At 71.3% G+C, this 25,024-nt stretch carries 23 protein-coding genes; 18 read left to right on the forward strand and 5 right to left on the reverse strand.

Features of this window, described 5'->3' with window-relative positions; genetic code table 11:
• Positions 1-189 precede the first annotated feature (189 nt).
• From OG242_RS27730 to OG242_RS27750, 5 genes are read left to right on the forward strand one after another with little or no spacing between them, the layout of a single operon-like run.
• Positions 190-1,353, forward strand: coding sequence for a lipid II:glycine glycyltransferase FemX (locus OG242_RS27730; RefSeq protein WP_405900739.1), 1,164 nt, complete (start codon positions 190-192; stop codon positions 1,351-1,353).
• The gene (gene murJ / locus OG242_RS27735) at positions 1,350-3,041 is read left to right on the forward strand and encodes a murein biosynthesis integral membrane protein MurJ (protein WP_405900740.1); all 1,692 of its coding nucleotides are present in this window, start codon (positions 1,350-1,352) and stop codon (positions 3,039-3,041) included. Before OG242_RS27730 ends, murJ begins: the two co-directional genes overlap by 4 nt.
• Positions 3,042-3,101: 60 nt before the next feature.
• Positions 3,102-3,785 carry a response regulator gene (locus OG242_RS27740; protein ID WP_405900741.1) on the forward strand — a complete coding sequence of 228 codons (684 nt, stop codon included), beginning with the start codon at positions 3,102-3,104 and terminating at the stop codon, positions 3,783-3,785.
• Positions 3,782-5,203 carry an ATP-binding protein gene (locus tag OG242_RS27745; RefSeq protein WP_405900742.1) on the forward strand — a complete coding sequence of 474 codons (1,422 nt, stop codon included), beginning with the start codon at positions 3,782-3,784 and terminating at the stop codon, positions 5,201-5,203. The genes OG242_RS27740 and OG242_RS27745 overlap by 4 nt, the downstream gene beginning before the upstream one ends.
• Complete coding sequence (locus OG242_RS27750; RefSeq protein WP_405900743.1) at positions 5,200-5,712, forward strand: hypothetical protein; 513 nt, start codon at positions 5,200-5,202, stop codon at positions 5,710-5,712. Before OG242_RS27745 ends, OG242_RS27750 begins: the two co-directional genes overlap by 4 nt.
• Before the next feature lie 35 nt (positions 5,713-5,747).
• Here OG242_RS27750 and OG242_RS27755 read toward each other — a convergent pair whose 3' ends face one another.
• Positions 5,748-6,545 carry an SAM-dependent methyltransferase gene (locus tag OG242_RS27755; RefSeq protein ID WP_405900744.1) on the reverse strand — a complete coding sequence of 266 codons (798 nt, stop codon included), beginning with the start codon at positions 6,543-6,545 and terminating at the stop codon, positions 5,748-5,750.
• 233 nt (positions 6,546-6,778) lie between these two features.
• On the opposite strand from OG242_RS27755, the gene OG242_RS27760 reads away from it, so the two are divergent.
• Both OG242_RS27760 and OG242_RS27765 read left to right on the forward strand, forming a co-directional pair.
• Positions 6,779-7,243, forward strand: a complete 465-nt coding sequence (locus OG242_RS27760) for a hypothetical protein (RefSeq protein WP_405900745.1) — start codon at positions 6,779-6,781, stop codon at positions 7,241-7,243.
• A 38-nt stretch (positions 7,244-7,281) separates the two neighbouring features.
• Positions 7,282-8,013 (forward strand): hypothetical protein, encoded by a 732-nt coding sequence (locus OG242_RS27765; RefSeq protein ID WP_405900746.1) that lies wholly within the window; start codon positions 7,282-7,284, stop codon positions 8,011-8,013.
• Positions 8,014-8,038: 25 nt separating this feature from the next.
• Here the strand turns inward: OG242_RS27765 and OG242_RS27770 are convergent, their stop codons facing one another.
• Positions 8,039-8,782 (reverse strand): hypothetical protein, encoded by a 744-nt coding sequence (locus tag OG242_RS27770; RefSeq protein ID WP_405900747.1) that lies wholly within the window; start codon positions 8,780-8,782, stop codon positions 8,039-8,041.
• A gap of 105 nt (positions 8,783-8,887) precedes the next feature.
• On the opposite strand from OG242_RS27770, the gene ggt reads away from it, so the two are divergent.
• On the forward strand, positions 8,888-10,705 hold the full coding sequence (ggt, locus tag OG242_RS27775; RefSeq protein WP_405900748.1) for a gamma-glutamyltransferase: 1,818 nt from the start codon (positions 8,888-8,890) through the stop codon (positions 10,703-10,705).
• 65 nt (positions 10,706-10,770) lie between these two features.
• Positions 10,771-11,580 carry a glycoside hydrolase family 75 protein gene (locus tag OG242_RS27780; RefSeq protein WP_405900749.1) on the forward strand — a complete coding sequence of 270 codons (810 nt, stop codon included), beginning with the start codon at positions 10,771-10,773 and terminating at the stop codon, positions 11,578-11,580.
• A 66-nt stretch (positions 11,581-11,646) separates the two neighbouring features.
• Here OG242_RS27780 and OG242_RS27785 read toward each other — a convergent pair whose 3' ends face one another.
• Complete coding sequence (locus OG242_RS27785; RefSeq protein WP_405900750.1) at positions 11,647-13,230, reverse strand: PQQ-binding-like beta-propeller repeat protein; 1,584 nt, start codon at positions 13,228-13,230, stop codon at positions 11,647-11,649.
• Between the two features lie 112 nt (positions 13,231-13,342).
• On the reverse strand, positions 13,343-14,371 hold the full coding sequence (locus OG242_RS27790) for a glycoside hydrolase family 26 protein (RefSeq protein ID WP_405900751.1): 1,029 nt from the start codon (positions 14,369-14,371) through the stop codon (positions 13,343-13,345).
• 219 nt (positions 14,372-14,590) lie between these two features.
• Here OG242_RS27790 and OG242_RS27795 point away from each other — a divergent pair, with 219 nt between their 5' ends.
• The 3 genes from OG242_RS27795 to OG242_RS27805 are packed head-to-tail and all read left to right on the forward strand — an operon-like array spanning position 14,591 to position 18,355.
• A complete protein-coding gene (locus OG242_RS27795) occupies positions 14,591-14,896 on the forward strand; it encodes a hypothetical protein (RefSeq protein ID WP_405900752.1) in 306 nt (101 codons plus the stop codon).
• 25 nt (positions 14,897-14,921) lie between these two features.
• Positions 14,922-17,096, forward strand: a complete 2,175-nt coding sequence (locus OG242_RS27800) for a bifunctional polysaccharide deacetylase/glycosyltransferase family 2 protein (protein WP_405900753.1) — start codon at positions 14,922-14,924, stop codon at positions 17,094-17,096.
• Positions 17,093-18,355: an acyltransferase gene (locus OG242_RS27805; RefSeq protein WP_405900754.1), complete on the forward strand. Its 1,263-nt coding sequence runs from the start codon at positions 17,093-17,095 to the stop codon at positions 18,353-18,355. Before OG242_RS27800 ends, OG242_RS27805 begins: the two co-directional genes overlap by 4 nt.
• A 37-nt stretch (positions 18,356-18,392) precedes the next feature.
• On the opposite strand, the gene map is transcribed toward OG242_RS27805, so the two are convergent.
• On the reverse strand, positions 18,393-19,160 hold the full coding sequence (gene map / locus OG242_RS27810; protein WP_405900755.1) for a type I methionyl aminopeptidase: 768 nt from the start codon (positions 19,158-19,160) through the stop codon (positions 18,393-18,395).
• A gap of 55 nt (positions 19,161-19,215) precedes the next feature.
• Between map and OG242_RS27815 the strand changes: the two genes are divergently transcribed.
• From OG242_RS27815 to OG242_RS27840, 6 genes are all read left to right on the forward strand, one after another.
• Positions 19,216-19,485, forward strand: a complete 270-nt coding sequence (locus OG242_RS27815; protein WP_405900756.1) for a helix-turn-helix domain-containing protein — start codon at positions 19,216-19,218, stop codon at positions 19,483-19,485.
• A gap of 27 nt (positions 19,486-19,512) precedes the next feature.
• Positions 19,513-19,893, forward strand: a complete 381-nt coding sequence (locus tag OG242_RS27820; protein ID WP_405900757.1) for a PPOX class F420-dependent oxidoreductase — start codon at positions 19,513-19,515, stop codon at positions 19,891-19,893.
• Between the two features lie 236 nt (positions 19,894-20,129).
• Positions 20,130-20,972, forward strand: a complete 843-nt coding sequence (locus OG242_RS27825; RefSeq protein ID WP_405900758.1) for a nitrilase-related carbon-nitrogen hydrolase — start codon at positions 20,130-20,132, stop codon at positions 20,970-20,972.
• A complete protein-coding gene (locus OG242_RS27830; protein WP_405900759.1) occupies positions 20,969-22,252 on the forward strand; it encodes an aspartate aminotransferase family protein in 1,284 nt (427 codons plus the stop codon). The genes OG242_RS27825 and OG242_RS27830 overlap by 4 nt, the downstream gene beginning before the upstream one ends.
• A gap of 80 nt (positions 22,253-22,332) precedes the next feature.
• Complete coding sequence (hydA, locus tag OG242_RS27835) at positions 22,333-23,733, forward strand: dihydropyrimidinase (RefSeq protein ID WP_405900760.1); 1,401 nt, start codon at positions 22,333-22,335, stop codon at positions 23,731-23,733.
• Between the two features lie 215 nt (positions 23,734-23,948).
• Positions 23,949-24,965 (forward strand): TIGR03842 family LLM class F420-dependent oxidoreductase, encoded by a 1,017-nt coding sequence (locus OG242_RS27840; RefSeq protein WP_405900761.1) that lies wholly within the window; start codon positions 23,949-23,951, stop codon positions 24,963-24,965.
• Positions 24,966-25,024: the final 59 nt, after the last annotated feature.

Below are 25,024 nucleotides of genomic sequence, written 5' to 3' on the forward strand. Positions count from 1 at the left end.
AAGAGGAACGCACCGGAGCCTAAGTTCCGTGAATCCGCGGAAATGCGGGAATTCCTTGTGTGACGGGAAGCGCAGCGCAACGGTCATCGTCCGGTCACATTCGGCGCGCGGAGCCGTCACGGACCGCTGTGAGCATCCTGTGCAGCCCCGCAGACCGGACCGCGGGGCCCACGAGGGAGGGCCACCGACATGTCAGCGCTGCTCGCGACCGGAGACCGCAGCCGTGAACGGGATCTACGGATCCACGGCCTCACAGCCGACGAGCACCGCGCGCACCTCGCCACCCGCGCGGACGCCGGATTCCTGCAGTACCCGTCCTGGGCGGCGGTCAAGGAGGGCTGGTCGTCGGAAAGGCTCGGCTGGCACGACGACAGCGGCGAACTGAGCGGCTGCGCTCTCGTCCTCTACCGGCAATTCCCGGGCACCCGGAAATACTTCGCCTATCTTCCGGAGGGCCCGGTCGCCGACTGGGCCGACCCCGGCATGGACCGCTGGCTGCGCCCGCTGCTCGCGCACCTGCGCGCCGCCGGGGCGTTCGCCGTACGCATAGGCCCTTCCCCCGCCTACCGCCGTTGGGACAACGCCCGGCTCAAGGCCGCCACCGGCCCCGGCCGCACTGTCGGTGACGTCCTGGCGACCGAGGTCGACCCGCTCGGCGCCGCCGTGGCCGACCGGCTGCGGGCACGCGGCTGGCGGCGCTGCGGCGGGGACGGCGGCGACGCCGACGCGCAGCCCCGGTACGTCTTCCGGATGCCGCTCGCCGAACGCACCACCGATGACCTGTGGTCCGGGCTCAACCAGGAGTGGCGACGCAACGTGCGCCGGGCGCGGAAGGCCGGGGTGCGGATCGTGACCGGCAGCGCGGCCGAACTGCCCGAGTTCCACCGGCTGCTGAGGATCACCGAGGAGCGCGACGGCTTCCGGCTCGGCCGCTCGCTGGCCTACTACCAGCGCCAGTACGCCGCCCTGAACGCCGAGGCGCCCGGCAGGATGAAGCTCTGCCTCGCCGTGCACGACGGCGAGATCCTGGCCGCTCACACCATGATCAGCACCGGCCGGCGGGTCTGGTACCAGACGGGGGCCTCCGCCGACCACCGCCGCGAGGTCCGCCCCAGCAACGCCCTCCAGTGGCAGATGATGTGCGACGCCCGGGACGCGGGCGCCGAGGTCTACGACATGCGCGGGGTATCCTCCACCCTCGATCCCGACGACCGCCCCTTCGGGCTGCTGCGCTGGAAGCTCGGCACCGGCGGGCAGGTCGTGGAGACCCTCGGAGAGTGGGAGACATCGGTGGGCGGAGCCGCCAACAACACGCTGTACCGGGCGTTCCAGGCGTACCTGGCACGCCGGTGACGGCCGCCGGGACCGCCCCCGAGGCGGTCGCGCCCGAGGAGCCCGGCGCACGCGGCTCCGGGTCGGTGCTGCGCAGCGGCGCGGTGATGGCCGCCGGGTCCGTCGTGTCGCGGGCGACCGGGTTCATACGCTCGGCGGTCGTCGTCGCCGCGCTCGGCACCGGACTGCGGGCCGACGGCTACTCGGTCGCCAACACCGTGCCCAACATCCTCTACATGCTGCTCATCGGCGGCGCCCTCAACGCGGTCTTCGTCCCCGAACTCGTCCGCGCCGCCAAGGAACACAGCGACGGCGGCGCCGCCTACACCGACCGACTGCTCACCCTGTGCACCGGGGGGCTGCTCGCCCTCACCGCGCTCGCCGTCGTCGGCGCACCGCTGATCATCCATGTGTACGCCCCCGCCTACGACGGCGACCAGGCCGAACTCACCATCGCCCTGGCCCGGTACTGCCTGCCGCAGATCCTCTTCTACGGCCTGTTCACGCTCCTGGGCCAAGTGCTCAACGCCCGCGACCGGTTCGGCGCGATGATGTGGACGCCGGTCCTCAACAACCTCGTGATCATCGCGGTGTTCGGGCTGTACCTGTGGACGGCGGCGAGTTCCGACGGCTCCCTCACCGCCGCGCAGGCGCAGTGGCTGGGCTGGGGCACCACGGCGGGCATCGCCGTGCAGTCCCTCGCACTGGTGCCCTCGCTGCGCGCCGCGAGGTTCCGCTGGCGGCCCCGCTTCGACTGGCGCGGCAGCGGACTGACCCGCCCGCTGCGCGCCGCCGGCTGGCTCGTCATGCTCGTCCTCACCAACCAGGCCGCGTACTGGGTGATCACCCGGCTCTCCACCGCGAGCGGCCAGCACGCCGTGGACCAGCACCTCGCGGGCGGCGCCGGGTACACCGCGTACAGCTACGCCTACCAGCTGTGGGTCGTCCCGCAGGGCATCGTGACCGTCAGCCTCGTCACCGCGCTGATGCCGCGCATGAGCCGGGCGGCGGCCGACGGCGACCTCGCCGGGGTGCGGCGCGACCTCTCGTACGCACTGCGCACCTCCGCCGCCGTGGTGGTCCCGGCCGCCGCGCTCCTGCTCGTGCTCGCGCCCTGGGTGATGGGCTCGGTCTTCGGCTACGGTCGCACCGATCCGGCGGACATCACGGTGATGGCGGGCATGATGGCCGCCTTCGCCCCCGGACTCATCGCCTTCTCCGGGCAGTACGTGCTCTCCCGGGGCTTCTACGCGATGAGCGACACCCGCACCCCGTTCCTGCTGAACCTGGTCATCGCGGCCCTCAACGCCGGACTCTCCATCGCCGCCTATCTGACGCTGCCCGCGCGCTGGGCGGTGACCGGCATGGCGGGCGCGTACTCCGTGGCCCTGCTCACGGGCTTCGCCGTCACCGCGTACGTGCTGCACCGCCGGGTCTCCCCGCCCGGTGCGGCGCGCCCCTCGCTCGTCCGCTCGCCCGGGGTGTGGGCGCATGTGCGACTGGTCGTCGCGTGCGTACCGGCCGGGCTGCTGGCGTACGGGGCGGCCCGCGCCGTCGACACGGAGGGCTCGGGCCTCGGGGACTTCGCCGCGCTGGCCACCGGGACGGCCGTCCTGGCGCTGGTCGTGGCGGTGCTGGCCCGCCCGCTGCGGCTCACCGAGGTGACCGGCGCGCTGAACGCAGTACGGGGACGGCTGCGGCGCGGCTGAACCCGCCCGCGCTCGCCCGCCCGTTCGAATCCATTCCTTGATCGCTGGGATACTGACGCCATGCCTCGCGTGCTGCTCATCGAAGACGACCCCTCCGTACGGGAAGGGGTCGAGCTGGGCCTGCGCCGGCGCGGCCACGACCTGCGGGCCGTCGGCACGGGCGAGGCGGGGCTCGCCGCGCTGGGGGAGTTCCGGCCCGACCTGGTCCTCCTGGACCTGATGCTGCCCGGCATGAACGGCGTCCAGGTCTGCCGCCTCATCCGGGAGACCAGCCAGCTGCCCGTGATCATGCTGACCGCGCGCGGCGACGACTTCGACGTCGTCGTGGGCCTGGAGGCCGGCGCCGACGACTACATCGTCAAGCCCGCCCGTACCGAGGTCATCGAGGCCCGCATCCGGGCCGTGCTGCGCCGACTCGCCGTCCCCGCCGGGCGCGGCGGCACCGAGTCGCACGGCGAACTGACCGTCGACCGCACGGGCCTCGCCGTCGCCAAGGCCGGCGAGCGGCTGCTCCTCGCCCCCTCCGAACTGAAGCTCCTGCTCCACCTCTCGGCCTCGCCCGAACAGGTCTTCAGCCGCCAGCAGCTCCTGGAGTACGTGTGGGAGCACAGCTACCACGGGGACGCCCGGCTGGTCGACGCCTGCGTGCGCAGGCTCCGCCAGAAGATCGAGGACGTCCCCGGCACCCCCCGCTACATACAAACGGTCCGAGGCTTCGGCTACCGCTTCGGACCGCTTACGTGAAACTGCTGTCCGCCCGGCTGGGCCTGCGCACCCGGCTGATCGCCGCCTTCCTCTTCGTCGCCGCCGTCAGCGCCGCCACCACCGCCACCCTCATCTGCCGCGAGGCCCGCTCGGCCATCCTCCAGCAGGCCCAGGACACCGCGGTGTCCCAGTTCCGGGACCGGGTCGCGGCACAGGGCATCACCATCCCGCTCGACCGGGTCTGGCTGCGGGACATATGCCTCACGCTGGCCCGGCAGGGCACGTCGCACGCCTGGACCGTCTTCGCCGAGTACGGGAGCCTTCGGGCCTCCTCCTCCGACCGGCCGACCTCCACCGTGATCACTCCCGGGCTGCGCGCCGCCGCCCGCGGCAACACCCACGGCTCGTTCCAGCGGGTCGTCAAGGACGGCCGGCCATGGCTCACCGTCGGCATGCCCGTCCGTTTCGACCGGGGCGACGGCAGCCAGCCCACCGGCCTCGTCCTCTACGCCGTGATGCCGCTGTCCACCGAGGAGGCCAACGTCGAGGCCATGGTCACCGCGGCCCGCGACGGCGCACTGCCCGCCCTGCTCGTCGCCCTCGTGCCCGCGCTGCTCGCCTCCCGCAGCGTCCTGCGCCCGGTCCGCGACCTGCGCAGGGCCGCCGCCGGCATCGGCAGGGGCGAGCTCCACACCCGGATCGCGGTGCGCGGCAACGACGAACTCGCCGACCTCGCGTGGACGTTCAACGAGTCCTCGACCAAGCTCCAGGAGTCCGTCGACGAACTGCGCCGCGCCGGGGAGCGGGCCAGACGGTTCGCGTCCGACGTCTCCCACGAACTGCGCACCCCGCTCGCCGGCATGCTCGCCGTGACCGAGGTCCTCGACGAGGACGCCGGTGACCTGCGCCCCGACACCGCCGCCGCCGTCCGCCTGATCAGCGCGGAGACCGGCAAGCTCGCCACCCTCGTCGAGGACCTGATGGAGATCTCCCGCTTCGACGCCCGCGCCGCGGACCTCCACCTGGACGAGGTGGACGTCGCCGAGACCGTACGCAAGACCCTCCAGGGCCGCCGCTGGGAGGACCGGGTCACCACCGAACTCCCCGACGCCGTACGGGCGGTGATCGACCCCCGCCGCTTCGACGTGGTCGTCGCCAACCTGGTCGGCAACGCCCTGCGGCACGGCGCCGAGCCCGTCACCGTACGGGTGTCGGGAGGCGACCGGCTCGTCGTCGAGGTCGAGGACAGCGGGGGCGGCATCGACGAGGCGGCGCTCCCGCACATCTTCGACCGGTTCTACAAGGCCGACGCGGCCCGCACCAGGTCGGCGGGCAGCGGGCTCGGCCTCGCCATCGCCCTGGAAAACGTCCGGCTGCACGGTGGTACGGTGCGCGCGGCGAACCGCCCCGGGGGCGGTGCGGTGTTCACCGTGGAGCTGCCGATGGGGGAGCGATGAGGGGCCGGTACGCGCTGCTGTCCGTACTCCTGCTGGCCACCGGGTGCGGCATCCGCCCGACCGACGTCGTCCAGGCCGGGGAGCCGGCGACGGTGGAGGTGGCCCCGGCCGGGCAGCTCGGCACCCTGCTGTACTTCGTCTCCTCGTCCACGGCCTCCCGGCTGCTGCCGGTCATCCGGCCCGCCGAGCAGGACATCGCTACCGCCCGGGAAGCCAACAGGCTCAAGGCCGCGCCCGGCACCCTCGCCCTGCTCTTCGCAGGCCCCACCAGGTCTGAACGCGACGCCGGTCTGCGCTCCGAGCTGCCCAGCGGCCGCCCGAAGGCGAGCGTCGAGCTGAGCCCGCAGGGAGTGAAGGTCAACCTGGACATCCCGGTCACCAGACTCTCCCACGCGGCCCGCCAGCAGCTCATCTGCACCGCCGCCCGGGCCCGTACCGCCGACCGGACCGAGACGGTGACGGTGAGCGGAACCGACGGTGTCATCGGCCCGGACCACTGCGTCGTCTGACCCTGCCCCGCCGCCCGACATCCGGCGCGGCCCCGTCAGTTGGTTTTGCGGGCGACCGCTCCGTAGATGCCGATCGTGGCCGGCCACGCTGCGGACGGTGCGTCCGGCCGCCAGGACGGGACGGGAACGAGGCCGGGCGTCAGGAGGTCGAAGCCGTCGAAGAGCTTCTCGATCTCGCTGTGGGAGCGCGGGGTCAGGGGCGTCGCGGCGGTGTCGTACACGGCTCGTGCCGCGCTGCAGTCGGCGAAGTCGTCGGTGGCGTGCGACAGCACCAGGTAGCTGCCGGCCGGGAGCGCGTCGCGCAGAGTGGCGACGACCTGTTGCGGCCCGTGTGCGTCGGTGAGGAAATGAAGCACGGAGATCAGGAGCAGGGCGACGGGCCGGTCGAAGTCGATGACGTCGCGGACGTGGGGGTGCTCCACGACGCCCTGCGGGTCGCGGAGGTCGGCGAGGGCGACGCCGACCATGCCGGAGCCGCGCAGCAGGGCGTCCGCGTGCGCGGTGACGATCGGGTCGTTGTCGACGTACGCGACGCGCACGCCGGACGCCGCCTCGCGGGCGATCTCGTGCACGTTGGGGGAATGGGGCAGCCCGGTGCCGATGTCGAGGACCTGCCGCAGGCCCGCGCCGACGACGTGGCGGACGGCCCGCTCCAGGAAGGCGCGGTTGGCCCGGGCACCGGCTCGCTCCTGGGCCGCGGCGGCGACGAGCTCGTCACCGGCCTGCTGATCCACCCGGTAGTTGTCCTTGCCGCCGAGCAGGTAGTCGTAGATCCTTGCGGAGTGAGGCCGTCCGGTGTCGATCACCGGGGCGGGTAAGCCGCGCTCGCTCAAATGACGCTCCTCTCGGCGTCCGCGTACAGGTTGACACCAGGGTCTGCCAATGTCGCGATCCTGCCCTTGCGCCCGACGACGTGTCAACTAAAGTACACAAGAGCAAGATCGATGATGGCGAGAGAGATCACCCCGTGAGTGCGAGCTGTGACGAGGGAGAGCCCCGGACGGGCGCTGCCGCTGAAGGGCCGCACCCGCGACCGCACTCCCTCGCGTCCAAGCTGAAGTCGCTCATGGCCCACCGGAAGGACGCACGGGGCAGGGCATACGTCTCCCGCACCCTGTCGCAGGCCGTCGACGACCTGCCCGACCCGCCCGCGACGACGTCGTTCGCGCTCATCGCGAAACTCGCCGGCGGCCAGCAGGACAACCCGACGATCAAGACCGTCCTCGCCCTGTGCCAAGCCCTCGGCGACGTGCCGCCGGCCTACCTGCTGCCGCACGCCGGCTACGACGACCTCGCGGCACTCGAAGCCTTCGAGGACCCTCTCGCCCGCCGCGTGCTCGCCCTGCTGAGCGACCTGCCGGAGAGCGAGGTCCGCAAGGTGGTCGCACATCTGGAACACCGGCGCGCGGCCCTCGGCCTCTCCTCCGTTCCGGACGACGGACCGAGCGCCGAGAAGCCGAAGAGGTCCCGGCGACGACGGACCGAAACCGAAGCCGCCCAGTACGCGGCCGATGCACTGGAAGGTCTCTGATGGACGGCATGATATTCGGCGCCTGTACCGTCGCAGGGGTGATTGTCACGGTGCTCTGCGCCCGGAGAGCCATTCGCCACCCGCGCGTGTTCACCTGGTTAATCGCCGTGGCGTTCGGCGTGTGCACCCTGGGAGTCCTCTTCGCGGTACCCGCGGTCGCCGGGGCGGCCGAGGACGTCACCGGCCTGGACAACGCCGGGAAGCTGGTGGCGCACGTGTGCGCCATCCTCTGGTGCGCGGCACTGCAGATGACGATGGTGGACCTGGCCTACCGCCCGGAGTACCTGCGGACCGCCATGTACCAGCGCGTCTTCGCGGCGGTCGTCGAACTGGCCGTCATGGTCCCGCTGTTCCTCGCCACGAACGGCCAGGACGTCGAGTTCACCACGGCGTACGCCGACCACCCGTCCGTGGCCGCCTATCTGCTCGTCTACCTCTCCTACGTCCTGGTCACCTGCGGCGAACTCGCCTTCATGTGCGGCCGCACCGCCCGCCGGTGCCGGACCGCCCGCCCCTGGACCGGCGCCGGCTTCACCCTGTGTGCTCTCGCGGCCGTCCTGGGCGTCGGCTACACGATGTCCAAGGGGTCGTACATCATCTTCTACGCACTCGACCGCCCATGGTCCCTCGACGTCGAGGAGGCCCTGAGCCCCGCACTGAGCGGGCTGGCCGTCCTCTTTCTCTTCGCCGGTCTGACCATGCCGATGCTCGGCGGACTGCTCCAGCGGCTGCGCGGACGCGAGCAGCCCGTTCAGGGCCTCGGTCGGTAGCCGGCGCCGGTCCCGGCTGCGCGGCTCAGCTTCCCGCGCGGTGCGAGGCACGCGGTGCGGGCACCGGGGCCTGGGCCGCGCGGGTGACGTCCGCGACCAGTTCGACCACATCGGGGCCGTATGCCTGGGAGTTGACCACCTTCAGCAGCAGGCAGAAGGTGCTGTTGCCGTGCTTGCGGGCGAGGCGTTCGTGGTTGCGGGCCAGGTAGCGGGAGGCGGCCTGGTTGGTGATGGCCTGCTGACCGCAGAAGAGGAAGACGGGTCTGGCCTCCTGACCGGTGGTCAGCCGGGCCAGCAGGACGTACTCGCTGACGCCCTTCTCCGCCCGGTAGCGCTCCGACCCGATCTGGAAGGCGCCCCGGTCGGGCCCGGGCTCCGGGTCCGTGTTGATCCGGACACCGGGCAGCAGTGAGTGCAGGTGCGCGGCCATCCGGCGGTTCGACACCGGACCGCCCACACAGAACTCGGTGCGCTCGCCGATGCCCTGCTGCGCGATGTCGTGGGACAGGATCTGGGCGTGCGCCTCGCAGTCCTTGATCAGCGCGGACAGCTCGAGCAGCGCGAAGACGTCGTGGCGGTGGACCGAGCCGTCGCCGCCCGCGTCGCGGTTGACGACGAGCAGGCACTCCGAGTTCCCCGGCAGTCCGAAGAACGCCTGCTTGCGGCGGAGCTTGCGCCGCCACAGATAGGTGCGCGCGAGCCAGCCGAGAGCGGCGCTGATGCCGGCGGCTATCACGCCCAGCACGATGTTGCGTACGTCGTCAGTCATGGGCGGGCATGTTAGCGGGCATTCGGCCTCAAGTTCGAGGCGGTCCTGACGAGGCGGCCCGGACGGCGTTACCCTGCGCGGACGATCCTTCACCGGAGGTTGCGCATGCGACGTTCCATCAGGCGAAATGTGTCGTTGGCGGCGGTCGTCGCCGCCGTCGTGTCGGTCGGGGCCGCCGCCCCGGCCTCGTCGGCCCACCCCGCTCACTCCCCGGCGCCACCGCCCAAGTCACCCGTCGCGGTCGGATACGGGGGAGCCGTCTCCAGCGTCGACGCGGACGCCACGGCCGCCGGCATCGAGGTGCTGCGCAAGGGCGGCAACGCGGTCGACGCCGCCGTGGCGACGGCCGCAGCGCTCGGGGTGACCGAGCCGTATTCGGCGGGGCTCGGCGGCGGTGGCTACTTCGTCTACTACGACGCCCGCACCCGCACCGTCCGCACCATCGACGGCCGCGAGACCGCCCCGCGCAGCGCCGACTCCTCCCTCTTCCTGGAGAACGGCAAGCCGCTCGCCTTCGCCGACGCCGTGACCAGCGGGCTCGGCGTCGGCACCCCCGGCACGCCCGCCACCTGGGACACGGCCCTGAACGCCTGGGGCAGCAAGTCGCTCCGGCAGGTCCTGAAGCCCGCCGAGCGCATCGCCCGGGACGGCTTCGTCGTAGACGAAACGTTCCGCTCGCAGACGGCGGGCAACGAGGCGCGGTTCCGTGACTTCCCGGCCACCCGCAAGCTCTTCCTGCCCGGCGGGAAGCTGCCGGAGGTCGGCTCGGTCCTGCGCAACCCGGACCTCGCGCGCACCTACGAGGAGGTCGGCCGCAAGGGCATCGACGAGATCTACCGGGGCGACCTCGCCGACGACGTCGTACGGACCGTGCGCAAGCCTCCCGTCGACCCGGCGTCCGACCGGATCGTCCGGCCCGGCGACCTGACCGCCAAGGACCTCCGCTCATACCGCGCGCTGCGGCAGGAGCCGACGAAGGTGAACTACCGGGGGCTCGACGTGTACGGCATGGCGCCGTCCTCGTCGGGCGGTACGACGGTGGGCGAGGCGCTCAACATCCTGGAGTCCACGGACCTCTCGCGCCTCAGCGAGGAGCGGTATCTGCACCGCTTCATCGAGGCCAGCCGCATCGCCTTCGCGGACCGGGGGCGCTGGGTCGGCGACCCGGCGTACGAGGACGTGCCGACCAAGGGCCTGCTCAGCCAGCGGTTCGCGGACGCGCGGGAGTGCCTGATCAAGGACGACGCGGTGCTGACCAGCCCGCTCGCGCCGGGCGACCCGCGCCACCCGGGTGCCTGCCGCTCCACGGGGAAGGCCGCGCCGACCACGTACGAGGGCGAGAACACCACCCACCTGACGACCGCCGACAAGTGGGGCAACGTCGTCGCGTACACCCTGACCATCGAGCAGACCGGCGGCAGCGGGATCACCGTGCCGGGGCGCGGCTTCCTGCTCAACAACGAGCTGACCGACTTCTCCTTCGCACCCGCCGACCCGGCCGTCCACGACCCGAACCTGCCCGGCCCCGGCAAGCGCCCGCGCTCGTCCATCTCGCCGACCATCGTGCTGCGCCACGACCGGCCGGTGCTGGCCCTGGGCTCACCGGGCGGCGCCACCATCATCACCACCGTCCTCCAGTCGCTGATCGGCAAGGTCGACCGGGGACTCCCGCTGGTCGACGCCATCGCGGCCCCCCGCGCCAGCCAGCGCAACGCACCGGCCACCGAACTGGAACCGGCGCTCTGGAACAGCCCGCTGCGGGCGAGGCTGGAGGCCCTGGGCCACGTCTTCAAGCTCAACCCGGAGATCGGCGCGGCGACCGGGGTGCAGCGGCTGCCCGACGGGCGGTGGCTCGCCGCGGCCGAGAAGGAGCGGCGCGGCGGCGGCTCCGCGATGGTGGTGAGGCCCAGCGGGCGGCCCTGACCGCCGCTGACCGACAGGGGGGGCGCAAGGACATCTCCTCGCCAGAAGGGCGCCCCCCAGTGCGTATGCGAACGTTTGCCCTCGTCACGGCCTCCGGTGCCGCACTGCTCACCGCAGGCACTCCGGCCCCCGCCACCCTCGTGGTGCCGGCGGACCTCGACCCCGCCGCCGCACCCGCTCCGGCGCCACGGCCCGTCCTGTCGGCCGTACCGCTCACGCTGGTGGCGAAGGTCCATCAGGCGCCCGCCCGGGCCCACCGCTCCAGACCCCCGTCCTCCCCGGCCCGCGGCCGGGGAGGCGAGGTCGGGGCGGCAGACCTGCTGGCCAAGGTGTCGGCCTGCGAGCAGGTGTCGAACGGCAAGTACCGGACGGACGAGGCGACTTTGCCGACCGTTCCGGTCTGCGGGGCGAACGGGGCCGTCTTCTGGAAGGCCGACCTGGACATCGACTGCGACGGACAGGTCACCGCCGCCTGTAACCCGGCCACCGATCCCGCCTTCCACGGAGACACCGCCTTCCACACCTCGGACGGCAGACCGCTGAACGCGGAGAGACTGCCGTACGTGGTCGTGCCCGCGCCCAGCGGCGTCTGGGACTACACCGAGTCCGGCATCAAGGGCGGCGGTGTCGTCGCCGTCGTGCACGGCGAGAAGGTGGAGTACGCGGTCGTCGGGGACGTCGGCCCGGAGCGCATCGTCGGTGAGGCGTCGTACGCCACGGCGAAGTCGCTGGGCATCAACCCCGACCCGAGCAGCGGCGGGGCGCCCTCCGGGGTCACGTACATCCTGTTCAGGGACTCCCGGGTGTCACCGATCGAGGACCACGAGGCCGCCGTGAGGACGGGGCGGGCCCTTGCGGAGGAGTTCGTCCACTAGGGGTGTCCGACAGCGTGCTGTCACGGTTGCTGCGCGAGGAGTGGGAGGCGCGGGCATCGGCGCCCCCTACCGGTAGAGCCGTACGCCGCCGTTCGAGCCGAGGGCGTTGAGTTCCAGTACGCCGCCGTCCGGGGTGACGTACGCCGTGCCGGAGGTGAAGTTCCATGTGGCGGTCCCCGCCGACAGCTCCGCGACCGGGGTGGTGCGACCGGTGCGGGGGTCGATGGTGATGAGCCGCGGGGAGCCCGACGTGGTGACGGCGTGCACCTCGTCGTCCGCGCCGGAGGCGGTGACGGCGAGCGCGGCGGAGCGGAGGGTCCAGAGCTTGGCGCCGGTGGTGGTGTCGTAGCCGTCGATCACCGGGCTGCCGGAGGCCAGGGCGGGGGTGACCAGGACGTTGCCGTGGAGCCGTGCGGAGTGGTCGGCGCCGGTGTTGTTGCCGGGCATGAGCTCGTCGTCACCGACGGCCAGTTTGCGGCCGGTCCCGGTGGTGCCGAGAACCCGCACGGCGTCCTGGCGCGCTGTGTGGACGGCGGCGACCAGCGGCTTGCCGGACAGGATGTGCGTCACGTCGGAGTGGGCGCTCTCGGACTTCCGCCAGATCACCTTGCCGGTCCTGCCGTCGTACGCGGTGAGGGTGAACCGGGTCTTCCGGTCGAGGCAGTAGTCGTCCACCAGCACGACGCCGTCGGCGCCCCAGTCGTAGGCGTTGCAGTAGTGTCCGCGAGCCTCGTAGCCCCATACGCGGCTTCCGGTGCGGACGTCGACACCGCCGAGGAAGCTCTCGCTGACGATGGTGGCGACCTCGCCCTGCACGTACGTCGAGGCGGTCACCGCCGTGGGGTGTTTGTCGCTGGTCAGCGGCATGGACCAGAGGATCTTGCCGGTGGACGCATCGAGACCGGCCAACCGGGTGCAGGTACTGGCGTCCTCGCCGAAGGCGACGGTGCCGATGCCCTCGGCGCTGAGCGTCGGCGACATCGCGCAGGGGACGGTGTCGCGCTCGGCACCGGTGCCGGCGCCCGCGGCTCTCCACACCTGCTTTCCGTCGGTGAGGCCGTAGGCCCGCAGGCCGCCTCGGCTACTGGCCCGGACGAGCAACTTGTCGGTGAGCCAGCTGCCGATCAGCGCATCGTCGGCGGCAGGCGCCGGTATCTGCCACGCCTGCGTCAGCTTCGTCGGGGCGACGGCCTCGGCGTCCTGCTGCTTGAGCACGACGGCGGCGGTCCCTCCGGCGGCGAGAACGGCGAGGGCGAGCACCACCCTTCCCACCCGCCCGGTCTTCCCGGCCCGTTTGCCGCCCGCGCGCGCAGGTGTCCGGCGATCCGGCTCGTCGATGGACTCGTGGGCGCCGGCGCGGGGCTTGGGGAACCGCAGAGGGACGGTGGTGTCCCACCGCATGCCGGAGAGGCCGGCGTGCGACTGGTCCGGCTGCTGGTCGGACGACTGGGCCGGCGACCGGCTCTCCCACGCCGCGGCCGGCCCCGTCCGCCGCTGCTCGTACGGCTGCTGCTGCCCGTACGGCTGCTGCTGCCCGTACGGGTCCTGGTCCCCGTACGGGTGCGGGGCGGCAGGAGACCTGCGGGGCCGGAAGGCCCAGCCGTCCTCCTCCTGCGGAGCCCCTTGGCCCGGCGACGATTCCGTCGTCATCTCCGTGATCTCCCCTGGTTGGGCATCCGCGTGCGCCAACCGCAGTGAATGCGCCCTGATCTGCATCGTTACGTACGGGCCGAGTTGCGCCCCTTGCCCTGTATGTCCTGGGTCAGTCCTTCTTGAACGAATGACCGAAGCCGTTCCGGGCCGACTCCACCTGGAACGCGGCCAGTGCGCCCTGCGAGGTGCCGATCCGCCAGTCCATCAGCTGCTTGCCGCCCGGCCAGTCCTTGCGCTGGTCGTACCAGACGAGCCCGATGACGCCGGCCTTCGCGGCGCCCTGGAACAGGTCACGGATGTGCGCCTCCTTCTGGTCGCTCTCCGCCACCCCGGTCTCCGCGATCAGCACCGGCTTGCTGGAGAACTCCGCGATCCGGTGCAGGGTGGGGGTGAACAGGCTGGAGAAGGCGGCGCCGTCGATCGGCCCGTAGTAGCCGATGAGGCCGACCCAGTCGACGTAGGCGTCGCCCGGGTAGTAGGGGCGCAGCTCGGCGGGCGTGCCCGAGTCGACCACGTGCGGGGTCCACACCCAGATCACGTTGGTGACGCCTCGCGCGGAGAAGACGTCGTGCACGTGCTTCCAGGCGGCGACGAAGTCGGCGGGCTTGGTGTGCTCGGGCCCCCAGGAGTTCCACGGGCCGTTCATCTCGCCGGCGAAGGAGAGGGCCAACGGGCCGTCGTACGCGGCGATCTGGTCCGCCAGCTTGCGGATGTAGGCGTCGTCCTCGCCCTTGGCGGTGTCGGCGAGCGAGGTGTCGGCGGGCACCAGCGCCATCATGGGCAGCTGGCCGTGCTGCCACAGGAAGGCGTTGCCCTCCGTGTCGAAGTCGTCACCCCAGGAGCTGTAGTACTCGCGGATGTCAGGGGCTCGCCCGGCCTCTTCGGTGAAGGTCTCCACGATGTCGTACTGCCAGGGCGTCTTGGCATCGACGACGCCCAGCGCATGGCCGGACGGCTTGAGCAGGGACGACACCTGGTAGTGCGCGGCCCCGGCCGTGCCCCCCTCGACGTCGTTCCGGCTTCCTGAGCCGCCGCAGGCATCGACCAGGAGCGAGACGGCGACCATGAGGATCGCCGCGACCATCAGGCGGCTGCGGCTGCGGCTGCGGCTGCGGCTGCGGCTGCGGGAAGTGGCCATATGTCCGGGTCCGTTCGGGCGGTCTGCAAGTGACGTAGCCGGAACTGTACGAGACCCGCGTGACATTCACCGAATCTCCATACTAATGTTCGTGCGTGATCGAGGACGGGTCGGATAATTTCCCCTTACTCGCATATTGGTCATTTTCTGCGCTACTCGACCCTTTCGGCGGCGCCGAGCCGGCAGGCGCACCACGATGAAGGAAGCTCGAGGCTGTCGATGACCAGAACCTCCACGGCGGTCGAGCCGGCTCCCGTCTTCGTGGACCAGACCGGTCAGCGTGGCCGTCGGCTGCGCGGTTTCGGCTGGCTGGTGGGCATCCTCTGCGCCGGGTGCGTGGTGGCGATGGTCTCCGGCCTGGTCGGAACGCAGTCGCAGGCGCCCGCGCTCACCGTCCCCGGCACCGCGGACACCAAACCGCCCAACCAGTACCTGAACGCGCCGCTGCCCGCGGCTCCCGGCACCACCAGGCCCGGGAAGAACACCACCGCCCCGGCGGCCACATCCGACGCCACCGCGCAGTAGCCAGACGCAACCGATCAGGAAGTCCATGCCCCGCCCCCGCCATCAGCGCCCCCGGCAGTCCATCGCACGGCCGCGCCGGCTCGCCGCACCTCCGCTGCGCTTCTTTCTGCCGGTGACCGTACTGGCGACCCTGCTCGCGCTGATGGTGCTCCGGGGGATGGCGAACAACGAGGCCTTCCACGATGACCACATAGCCGTCTCGGTGGACAAGGGCACCGTCCCGACCGGAGTGCTGGAGGGCGGACCGGTCGTCGACGCGCGCGGCGACAAGAGCGACAAACCAGTCAACTACACGATCCCGGACAAGACCGTCGTCCTCTCCTTCGACGACGGGCCGTCCGCGAAGTGGACGCCGAAGATCCTCAAGGTGCTGAAGGAGGAGAACGTCCGCGCCGACTTCTTCGTCACCGGCTCGATGGTCACGCGCAACCCGTCGCTGATCCGCCGGATCGTGGCCGACGGCCATGAGATCGGTCTGCACACCTTCACCCACCCCGACCTCGCGCTGCACTCCGGCACCCGGCTCACCTGGGAACTGGGCGAGACCCAGCTCGCCCTGGCCGGTGTCGCGGGCATCCACTCCAGCCTTTTCCGCCCGCCCTACTCCTCCACCGTGGACGCGCTCGACGACTGGTCGTGGCCGGTGACCAAGCAGGCCGGGTCCGAGGGATACCTGACCGTCTTCATCGACAAGGACACCGACGACTGGAAGCGCCCCGGCGTCGACTCCATCGTCAGGGCCGCCATGCCCGACCTCCCCGGCCAGGGCCAGATGATCCTGCTGCACGACGCGGGCGGCGACCGGGCGCAGACGCTGGCCGCGCTGCCGGTCATCATCGAGAAACTCAAGGCCCAGGGCTACACCTTCAAGACCACCGGCGAGGCGCTCGGCACCGGCTCCGCCAACACCAAGGTCACCAGCTACAACCTGTGGGTCGGCAAGGCGTTCTTGTGGTGCACCACCTTCTCGGTGGCGCTGCTGCCGTGGCTGGTCGGCCTGCTCGCGGTCGTCGGCGTGCTGGTCATGGCACGGTTCGCGCTGATGCTGGTGCTCTCGGCCGTCCACGTGCGGCGCGTCCGCAGGCGGGGCTTCTCCTGGGGCGACCCGGTCACCGAACCGGTCACCGTGGTCGTGCCCGCGTACAACGAGCAGGAGTGCATCACCAACACCCTGCTCTCCCTGGCCAGAAGCGAACATCCCATCGAAGTGATCGTGGTCGATGACGGGTCCACCGATGACACGTCCGCCATCGTCGAGGAGCTCGGTCTGCCGATGGTCCGGCTGATCCGGCAGCCGAACAGCGGCAAGCCGGCCGCCCTCAACACCGGCGTGGCCGCGGCCTCGTACGACCTGATCGTCATGATGGACGGCGACACGGTCTTCGAACCCGCCACCGTCCGGGAGCTGGTGCAGCCCTTCGGCAACCCCCGCGTCGGCGCGGTGGCCGGCAACGCCAAGGTCGGCAACCGCGACACGCTGATCGGCGCCTGGCAGCACATCGAGTACGTGATGGGCTTCAACCTCGACCGCCGGATGTACGACGTCCTCGACTGCATGCCGACCATCCCGGGTGCCGTGGGCGCCTTCCGGCGTACGGCCTTGGAACAGGCGGGCGGGATGAGCGACGACACGCTCGCCGAGGACACCGACGTGACCATGGCCCTGCACCGGGCCGGCTGGAAGGTCGTCTACGCCGAGGACGCGCGGGCCTGGACGGAGGCGCCCGACAGCATGAAGCAGCTGTGGTCGCAGCGGTACCGCTGGAGCTACGGCACCATGCAGGCGATGTGGAAGCACCGGCACGCGGTGCTGGAGCGCGGCGCGGCCGGCCACTTCGGCCGGGTGGGACTGCCGTTCGTCGCCCTGTTCATGGTGGTCACCCCCCTGCTCGCGCCCGCCATCGACATCGGCATGGTCTACGGCGTGGTCTTCGTCGACGCGTACAAGACCCTGGCCGCCTGGTTTGCGGTGATGGCACTGCAGGCCGTCTGCGCCTGGTGGTCCTTCCGCCTGGACAGGGAGAAGGCGTGGCATCTGATCACGCTGCCGGCCCAGCAGGTGGTCTACCGGGTGCTCATGTACATGGTGCTGCTGCAGTCCGCCATCACCGCTATGACCGGGGGCCGGTTGCGCTGGCAGAAGCTGCGGCGCACCGGCGAGGTGGGTCTCGATGTCACGACAGGGGCGACGTCTTCATGAGTATCGCGGAACCGGGTGCCTTCGGCATCCAGAACTCCTCGGACACCGTCGCCCTGCGCGTGACGGCCGTGATCCCCGTACAACGTGCCCCGCAGCCCGAAGAGGCCGCCCCGGCGCCCGCGCGGAAGCCCGTCCGCGACCGCTACCTCGACCTGCTGCGGGCGCTCGCCCTGGTGCGCGTGGTGATCTACCACAACTTCGGCTGGACCTGGCTGCCGGTCGTCTTCCCCTCCATGGGTGTCATGTTCGCGCTGGCCGGGTCGCTGATGGTGCGGTCCCTCAAGCGGCCCGCGCCGAGCGTGATCCGGGGCCGGCTGCGCCGCCTGCTGCCGCCGATGTGGCTGTTCGGCGCGGTCGTGGTGCCGCTGATGCTTCTGGAGGGCTGGCGGCCCGATCCCAGCCACCCCACCTGGTGGTGGGGTGATCTGGCCTACTGGGTCCTGCCGTTCAGCGAGCCGCCGTTCGGGGCCTCGCTGCACACCTTCGGCGGGCACCTGCCGAGCTCCTGGGCCGAACAGATCTGTGTGCCGCTGTGGTACCTGCGCGCCTACCTCTGGTACGTACTGCTGTCGCCGCTCATGCTCAAGGGGCTGCGGAAGCTGCCCTGGGTCACCCTGATGGTGCCGCTGGCGCTCGCGTTCTTCCTCAACTCCGGCCTGGTCGACCAGGGCGGCCGGCTGATGGAAGCCGCCACCGACTTCACCACCTTCGGCTCCTGCTGGCTGCTCGGCATGGCCCACGGGGAGGGGCTGCTCCGCAAGATCCCGCAGTACGTCGTGCCGTCCCTCGCACCGCTGGTGCTCGTCTTCGGCTACTGGTGGCTACTGCGGTCGCCGGTGGACAACCCCCGGCTCGGGCACGACCTGGAAGCGGTGCCGGTCGCCCAGGCGATCTGGTCGTTCGGCGCGGTGCTGCTGCTGCTCCACCTGAGCCCCTCCTGGGAGCAGTGGCCCAAGCCGCTGGAGCGGTTCAACGGCGTGATCAGCCTGCTCAACTCCCGCGCGGTGACCGTCTACCTGTGGCACTCCGCCGCGCTGGTGCTGACCGAGCCGCTGATCGACCCGCTGTGGAGCAACACCTTCCTGTACCAGCACGCGCAGTGGATGCTGGGAAGCCGCTGGACCCCGCTGGTGATTTCCGTTCCGCTGATCTGCCTGGCGATCCTGCTCTTCGGCTGGATCGAGGACATGGCCGCCAAGCGCAGCCCGCGGCTCTTCCCCTACGCCCGCCGCTCCAAGGGCCGCCGCCGGGTCCGCTAGGGCCGGGCAACGTCACGGGTCGGTACGACCGGAACGCTCAGAGCGCGGTCAGGATGCGCGGCCCGTCGTCCGTGATCGCGACCGTGTGCTCGGCGTGCGCGGCCCGGCTGCCGTCCGTCGTACGCAGGGTCCAGCCGTCGCGGTCCGCGCGGTACGTGTCCACCCCGCCGCCGATCAGCATCGGCTCGATGGCCAGCACCATGCCGTGCCGCAGCGGCATCCCGCGGCCCGGCCGCCCCTCGTTGGGCACGCCCGGGTCCTCGTGCATCTCGCGGCCCACGCCGTGCCCGCCGAACCCCTCGGGGATGCCGTAGCCGGCGGCGCGGCAGACCGTGCCGATGGCGTGCGCGATGTCACCGATCCGGTTGCCGACGGTGGCCGCCGCGATGCCCGCTTCCAGGGCCTTGTACGCGGTGTCGACGAGCCGGGTGTCGGCGGGGCGGGCGCGGCCCACGATGAAGCTGACCGCCGAGTCACCGGCCCAGCCGTCCAGCTTCGCGCCCGCGTCGATGCTGACCAGGTCCCCGTCGCGCAGCCGGTAGTCCGTCGGGATGCCGTGCACGATCGCGTCGTTGACCGACGCGCAGATGACCGCCGGGAAGGGGACCGGGGCGAAGTGCGGCCGGTAGTTCAGGAACGGCGAGCCGGCGCCCGCCTCGCGCAGCACGCCGCGTGCGACCTCGTCGAGTTCGCGCAGGGAGACGCCGACCGCGGCCGCCTCCCGGGCGGCCGTCAGGATCTGCGCGACGACCCGGCCGGCCGCGCGCATGGCTTCGATGGATGTGTCCGTCTTGAGTTGCACCATGCCAATTACAATACCGCAATTACTATACCGGTCCGACCGGTATTAGAATGACGGCATGGTCCGTACCCCCCTGACACCCGAAGAGCGCCTGCGCGGCGAACGGCTCGGCCTGCTGCTGCGCGAGGCGCGCGGCGCCCGCAGCATGACCCGGATCGCCGCCCGTGCCGGGATCTCCGCCGAGACCCTGCGGAAGATCGAGACCGGCCGCGCCCCCACCCCCGCCTTCTTCACGGTCGCCGCCCTGGCCGGCGCGCTCGGCCTCTCCATGGACGAGCTGCTGCTGCGCTGCGCCCCGGAACCGGCGGTCGTACCACTGGCCGGATAACGCGTGGGCCCGCCTAGGCTGGGCCCCATGAGCCTCCAGGACTTCGCGCGCAGCGAGTACGTCAGCCTCACCACGTACCGCAAGGACGGCACGCCCGTCGCCACCCCGGTGTGGGCCGCGGTCGACGGCGACGAACTGCTCGTCTGGACCAAGACCGACTCCTGGAAGGTCAAGCGGCTGCGCAACGACAGCCGGGTCCGCGTCACCGTCTGTGACGTGCGCGGCCGGACCGAGGAGGGCGCCGCGAGCGCCGAAGGGACCGGCAGGCTGCTCGACGGGCGGGAGACCGCCGCCGTACGCCGCGCCATCGGCCGCAAGTACACCTGGAAGTACTGGCTGCTCGACTACCCCGCGATGATCGTCCGCCTCGGCAAGCGCCCGCACACCGGGATCGCCATCACCTTCTGACGCCCGGCCACGTCCGGGGGCTTACGCCCGACGGCCGGGAACGCGTTCCCTTCGAAGCGCGCCACGGCGCGCCCCGCGCTGGCCCGCACGGGTGTGAAACATGATCGACTCAGCTGGTTCACGGCGATGGTCTTGCCCCGCGGTGTGACGGGGCTTACGTTCTCCCGTACGCACGTGTCTACGGGCGTAGAAGAAGCACGAAGAGGCTCTCTGACGCCGCGTCGAAGGAGCAGCTCATGTCCCACGTCGTACGCGCCGCACTCGTCCAGGCGACCTGGACCGGCGACACCGAATCCATGATCGCCAAGCATGAGGAGCACGCCCGCGAGGCCGCCCGGCAGGGGGCGAAGATCATCGGCTTCCAGGAGGTGTTCAACGCTCCCTACTTCTGCCAGGTGCAGGAGCCGGAGCACTACCGCTGGGCCGAGGCGGTGCCGGACGGCCCGACGGTACGGCGCATGCAGGACCTGGCCCGCGAGACCGGCATGGTGATCGTCGTCCCGGTCTTCGAGCTGGAGCGGTCCGGCTTCTACTACAACACCGCCGCCGTGATCGACGCGGACGGCTCCTACCTCGGCAAGTACCGCAAGCACCACATCCCGCAGGTCAAGGGCTTCTGGGAGAAGTACTACTTCAAACCCGGAAACGCGGGCTGGCCCGTCTTCGACACCGCGGTCGGCAAGGTCGGCGTCTACATCTGCTACGACCGGCACTTCCCCGAGGGCTGGCGTCAACTTGGTCTGGGCGGCGCACAGTTGGTGTACAACCCGTCGGCCACCTCGCGCGGCCTCTCCGCCCACCTGTGGCAGCTGGAACAGCCCGCGTCCGCCGTCGCCAACGAGTACTTCATCGCCGCGATCAACCGCGTCGGCCAGGAGGAGTACGGCGACAACGACTTCTACGGCACCAGCTACTTCGTGGACCCGCGAGGACAGTTCGTCGGTGACGTCGCCGGCGACAAGGAGGAGGAACTCCTCGTCCGCGACCTGGACTTCGGGCTCATCGAAGAGGTGCGGCAGCAGTGGGCGTTCTACCGGGACCGCCGGCCCGACGCGTACGAGGGGCTGGTCGAGCCGTGAGCAGCCTCCACCACCGCCACCTCGCCGTCAGCCCCGACTGGCTGGCCCTCTACTACCGCCACCCGCTGGAGATCACGCACGGCGAGGGCCGCCACGTCTGGGACGCCGACGGCAAGCGCTACCTCGACTTCTTCGGCGGCATCCTCACCACCATGACCGCCCACGCCCTGCCCGAGGTCACCAAGGCCGTCAGCGAGCAGGCCGCCCGGATCATCCACTCCTCCACGCTCTACCTGAACCGCCCGATGATCGAGCTGGCCGAGCGCGTCGCCTCGCTCTCCGGCATCCCCGACGCCCGGGTCTTCTTCACCACGTCCGGCACCGAGGCCAACGACACGGCCCTGCTCCTGGCCACCACGTACCGCAGGTCGAACCAGATCCTCGCGATGCGCAACAGCTACCACGGCCGGTCCTTCTCCGCGGTCTCCATCACCGGCAACAACGCCTGGTCGCCCACCAGCCTCTCGCCGCTCCAGACCCTCTACGTGCACGGCGGCGTCCGCACCCGCGGCCCCTACGCGCACCTGAGCGACGAGGAGTTCACCGCGGCCTGCGTGGCGGACCTGGAGGACCTGCTCGGCCACACCAGGACCCCCGCCGCGCTGATCGCCGAACCCATCCAGGGCGTCGGCGGCTTCACCTCACCGCCCGACGGCCTGTACGGCGCGTTCCGCGAGGTCCTGGACCGGCACGGCGTGCTGTGGATCTCCGACGAGGTGCAGACGGGCTGGGGGCGCTCCGGCGAGCACTTCTGGGGCTGGCAGGCCCACGCGCAGAACGGGCCGCCGGACATCCTCACCTTCGCCAAGGGCATCGGCAACGGCATGTCCATCGGCGGTGTCGTCGCCCGGGCCGAGGTCATGAACTGCCTGGACGCCAACTCCATCTCGACGTTCGGCGGTTCCCCGGTCACCATGGCGGCCGGCCTCGCCAACCTCTCGTACCTCCTGGAGCACGACCTCCAGGGCAACGCCCGCCGCGTCGGCGGCCTGCTCATCGAGCGGCTGCGGACGATCGGCGCCGCGTCGGAGCGCGTACGCGAGGTGCGCGGCCGGGGCCTGATGATCGGCGTCGAACTGGTCAAGCCCGGCACCGACGAAGCCGACCCGGGAGCGGCCGCGGCCGTCCTGGAGGCGGCCCGCGAGGGCGGCCTCCTCATCGGCAAGGGCGGCGGCCACAACACCAGCGTCCTGCGCATCGCCCCGCCCCTCTCCCTCGCGATCCCGGAGGCGGAGGAGGGTGCGGAGATCCTCGCCGACGCGCTGCGCGCGGTGGGCTGACCGCTGACAACGGCGCCGGTGCGGGGCCTGCCGGGCCCCGCACCCGCGCTCCACCCGCAGGACAACGAGGAGGGGTACCCATGACCCGTACCGTCATCCGCGGCGGCCTGGTCGTCACCGCGTCGGACGAGATGCACGCGGACGTCCTCGTCGACGGCGGCCGCATCGCCGCGCTCGCCGCCCACGACAGCGACGAGGCGGCCGGCTGGACCGCCGACCGGACCATCGACGCCACCGGCAAGTACGTCATCCCGGGCGGCGTCGACGCGCACACCCACATGGAGATGCCGTTCGGCGGCACCTACGCGGCCGACACCTTCGAGACCGGCACCCGCGCCGCGGCCTGGGGCGGCACCACCACCATCGTCGACTTCGCCATCCAGTCCGTCGGCCGCTCCCTGCGCGAGGGCCTGGACACCTGGTACGCCAAGGCGGACGGCAACTGCGCCATCGACTACGCCTTCCACATGATCCTCGCGGACGTGAACGAGTCCTCGCTCAAGGAGATGGACCTCCTGGTGGGGGAGGGCATCACGTCCTTCAAGCTGTTCATGGCCTACCCCGGTGTCTTCTACAGCGACGACGGGCAGATCCTGCGCGCCATGCAGCGGGCCGAGTCCAACGGCGGCCTGATCATGATGCACGCGGAGAACGGCATCGCCATCGACGTCCTCGTCGAGCAGGCGCTCGCCGCCGGTCGCACCGATCCCCGCTACCACGGCGACGTACGCAAAGTGGCGCTGGAGGCGGAGGCCACGCACCGGGCGATCCAGCTCGCCCGCGTCGCCGGCTCGCCGCTGTACATCGTGCACGTCTCCGCGGACGAGGCCGTCGCCGAGATCGCCGCCGCCCGCCACAAGGGGCAGCCCGTCTTCGGCGAGACCTGCCCGCAGTACCTCTTCCTCTCCACCGACAACCTCGCCGAACCGGACTTCGAGGGCGCCAAGTACGTCTGCTCCACCCCGCTGCGGCCCCGGGAGCACCAGGAGGTCCTGTGGCGCGGGCTGCGCAACAACGAGCTCCAGGTCGTCTCCACCGACCACTGCCCCTTCTGTTTCTCCGGGCAGAAGGAGATGGGCCGGGGCGACTTCTCGAAGATCCCCAACGGCATGCCCGGCGTCGAGAACCGGATGGACCTCCTGCACCAGGCGGTCGTCGACGGCCACATCTCCCGTCGCCGCTGGATCGAGATCGCCTGTGCGTCGCCGGCCCGTATGTTCGGCCTCTACCCGAAGAAGGGCACGATCGCCCCCGGCGCGGACGCGGACATCGTCGTCTACGACCCGGCGGCCGAACAGACCGTCTCCGCCGCCACCCACCACATGAACGTCGACTACTCGGCGTACGAGGGCAAACGCCTCACCGGCCAGGTCCAGACGGTGCTCTCGCGCGGCGAGGTCGTCATCGACCACCGCACGTACACCGGCCGCGCCGGCCACGGCATCTACACCCCACGAGCCACCTGTCAGTACCTGAACTAGGGGGTGTCTTGCCGATCATGGCCGGGTCCACGACGCCTGGCACGGCACCTCGCGGCGTTGCCGAAACGCCCCAATAGCTCCTTCCCCGAGCTCTCAACTCCGTTCGAGCAGGGGAGACCCCAGCCGAGACGCTCCGGCGCCTTGCGATGCACCGCACCAGACGCCGCGGACTGATCCGACCCTGATCGACAAGACACCCCCTAGGAGCAACGGGAATGGACTTCGGACTCGTCCTCCAGACGGACCCGCCCGCATCGGCCGTGATCAGCCTGATGCGCCGCGCCGAACGCAACGGGTTCCGCTACGGCTGGACCTTCGACTCCGCGGTGCTCTGGCAGGAGCCGTTCGTCATCTACAGCAGCATCCTCGAACACACCGACCGCCTCACCGTCGGCCCCATGGTCACCAACCCCGGCACCCGCACCTGGGAGGTCACCGCCTCCACCTTCGCCACCCTCAACGACATGTACGGCAACCGGACCGTGTGCGGGATCGGCCGGGGCGACTCCGCGATGCGCGTCGCCGGGCGCGCCCCCAACACCCTGGCCCGGCTCGGCGAGGCCATCGACGTCATCCGGGACCTCGCCGAGGGCCGCGAGGCGGACATCGGCGGGCAGCCGGTGCGGATCCCCTGGATCAAGGACGGCCGGCTCCCCGTCTGGATGGCCGCGTACGGCCCCAAGGCCCTCGCGCTCGCCGGGCAGAAGGCCGACGGCTTCATCCTCCAGCTCGCGGACCCCTACCTCACCGAGTGGATGATCAAGGCGGTGCGGGAGGCGGCGGCCGGCGCCGGGCGCGACCCGGACTCCGTCACCATCTGCGTCGCGGCACCCGCCTACGTCACCGCCGACGACTCGCCCGAGGCCCTGGCCCACGCCCGCGACCAGTGCCGCTGGTTCGGCGGGATGGTCGGCAACCACGTCGCGGACCTCGTCGCCAAGTACGGCGAGCACTCCGACCTCGTGCCGGACGAGCTGACCGCGTACATCAAGGGCCGGCAGGGCTACGACTACAGCCACCACGGGCGCGCCGGGAACCCGGACACCGCGTTCGTCCCCGACGCCATCGTGGACCGCTTCTGCCTGCTCGGCCCGGCCGCCACCCATGTCGAGAAGCTGAGACACCTCAAGGGACTGGGCGTCGACCAGTTCGCGGTGTACAACATGCACGACGCCCGCGAAGCCACCATCGACGCCTACGGCTCCGACGTCATCCCCGCCCTCAGCGACTGAACTGCCCGCACCCACGGTCGTACGCGAAACCCCCCGCGCCCCGCCCCGCACGGCACCGC

Source organism: Streptomyces sp. NBC_00727 (assembly GCF_045161745.1).
In the GTDB taxonomy this organism is placed as follows: domain Bacteria; phylum Actinomycetota; class Actinomycetes; order Streptomycetales; family Streptomycetaceae; genus Streptomyces.